Raw genomic sequence first — 2,371 nt, 5'->3', positions numbered from 1 at the left:
CCGCGGCGGATACGACGACCGCGGCGGATACGACGACCGCGGCTATCCCGCCGGGGGTGGCGGTTACCCGGCGGGATCCGACCGCTACCCGCCTGGTTCCGGCCCGAAGCGCCGCGGCGGGCCGTCGCTGGGACGGGCCGTGCCGTGGATCGCTCTGGTGGTGGTCGTCGCGATCGCGGTGGTCGCCGTGATCGCCCTGCGTGACGACGGCGGAAAGAACAACACCCCCAAACCCGGCACCTCGACCACGGTGCCGGCAACCCCCACCGGAACCATCCTCAAGCCGAGCAGCACGGACTCCTTCGACCCGCTCGCACCTGCGGGTGAACCCAAAACCGAGAAACCGGCGGATGTCGGCAAGGCATTCGACGGGAACACGTCGACGGAGTGGACGACGAGCAACTACACCAGCGCGACGTTCGGCAACCTCAAGTCGGGTGTCGGGCTGCGCATGGCGTTTCCGCAGAAGATCCTGCCCACCTCGGTCACCGTGACGGTCGGCAGCCTGGGTCCGGTGTCGTTCGAGCTGCGCAGCGGCGACAGGCTGTCGGATTCGCTCGACGGCTTCGACCGCGTGGTCGCCCAGAAGTCAGGCGCCAGCGGCACGGTGGTCCTGCCGATGTCGTCGGACGTGAACCCCTCGCAGTACTGGGTGCTGTGGCTGACCTCGCTGCCGTCGAACGCCGGGCAGTACCGCGGGTCGATCGCGGAGATCACGTTCCGGTCCTGACGGGAGGACAGTAGGAGTCGCGGTCCACCCGCCGAGGTCCTGGTGACCGCCCCCGACGCCGAGCTGGACCGCGCCGCCGTACCGCCCGCCCGACGCTGCCCATGACGACTACCCCGAAAGGCCATATTCGTGATCCGGCCGATCCCGGCGAGTGCGTCGCCGAGCATGACCCGCCCCTGGGCGTCGAGGAGGCGCTTGACTGGCTGACGCCCGGGTTGCGGACCGCCGTGGCGCTGGTGGACGTGGCAGGGGACCCGTCGCCGAGGCGGCGGGGCTGCCGGGAGTTCCGGTCGGGACGGTGAAAAGCCGGCGCTCGCGCGGCCGCGCGCAGCTCGCCGTCCTGCTGGATCCCCCCGGCCAGGGAACCCGGCGGCTTCGCCCACCGTCTCAGAAGGAAGACACCAGGATGCGGCGGGCTCACCGGGGCGGCAGCCCGTTACCCGAGGTCGGCCCGTCGGCCGCGGCCCCGCGGGCGCGGCCGACGCCATCCGGATCTGCCGAAGGAGGTGATCAGCAATGGCGACTGAGCCTGCGGGGGACCGACGTCAACCGGCGGCTCCCTCCGGTCCCTTCCCGGCGGGTCGCCGCTTGCGCACGCACGGGCATCACCCGGACGCCGAGCTGCTGGACGCCTTCACGGACGGAGAGCCGCTCCCCCGCTCCGTCCGCGAGCATATCGAGGGCTGCGTCTCATGCCAGGAGTCGATGGTCGCCCTGCGCAGGGTCCGTACGGACCTCTCCCGCCTGGCGACCCTGACGATGCCCGGCGAGGTGGCCGAACGCCTCCAGGCTGCGCTGGCGGCCCACGCACCTGCTCCCTCTCGGCCGGGACCGGGCCGGAACCCGGCCGCGCCGACCGGTCCGGGGCCCGCGAGCTCCGGCTTCGTCGGCACCGCGGGAGCCGCCGGGGTCACCGGCACGGAACCCCTCATGGGGGATACCGAGGCCGTCCACACCGATACGGGGGATGACACGGGGCGTGCCGGTGCCGTAGGCGCTGGCACCGGTGGGCGGGCGGCGAGTGGCAACGGGCCAAGGCGACCCGGCCGAGGTCAGGCGGGGGCTGGGCTCACAGACCGTCAGCCGGCCTGGCACCGGGATCCGCGGAGCCGTCCGGGTACTCCAGGTACGCCGGGTACTCCAGGTACGCCGGGTGCGCGCCCCCGACGGGACTGGGTGTCCATCGTGGCGGTCTGCATCGCCTTCATCACCTTCGGAGCAGCGATCTTCGTGTACCACGGTCTGCGGAGCGCCAACGTCGATCACAGGGTGGCGGCGTCCAACCCCGTGGACAGCTCCGGCCCGGCCGGCGGCTCGGTGGTGGCCGAATACGGCTCCGCCAGCTCCGTTCCCCTTACCGTGATGGCGCTCTCGCAGACGAGCGTCGCTCCCTCGGACGTCGTGCGGCACGGCCGGGAACTGCTGGCCGGCCGGATCCCAGGGTCCGCGGCGCTGCCGCTCGTGCCGTCCGCGCCCGCGGCGGCCGGCCGCACGACGACCCCTGCGACGGTGGACGTCGACCGGTTGCGCTCGGTGCTGGACACCCCTGACCTGCGTCCGTGCTACCAGAGCCTGACGGCGCAGACGGGTGGCACAATCCTCGCTGTCGACCGCGTCGTCTACAACGACCAGCCGGCGCTG

The 2,371-nt window shown here is 72.5% G+C and carries 1 protein-coding gene and 2 pseudogenes; all 3 read left to right on the top strand.

Annotation, left to right across the window (positions count from 1 at the left end; all coding sequences use genetic code 11):
* A pseudogene (locus CcI156_RS23535) lies at positions 1 to 730 on the top strand (serine/threonine protein kinase); the annotation flags it as partial.
* 101 nt (positions 731 to 831) lie between these two features.
* A complete protein-coding gene (locus CcI156_RS25340) occupies positions 832 to 1,032 on the top strand; it encodes a hypothetical protein (protein ID WP_023839961.1) in 201 nt (66 codons plus the stop codon).
* An 874-nt stretch (positions 1,033 to 1,906) separates the two neighbouring features.
* A pseudogene (locus CcI156_RS26460) lies at positions 1,907 to 2,371 on the top strand (hypothetical protein); the annotation flags it as partial.

Source organism: Frankia sp. CcI156 (assembly GCF_001983015.1).
GTDB classification, from domain to species: Bacteria; Actinomycetota; Actinomycetes; order Frankiales; family Frankiaceae; genus Frankia; species Frankia casuarinae.
The sequence above is the reverse complement of the archived record's forward strand: the minus strand, read 5'-3'. Positions and strand labels throughout refer to the sequence as shown.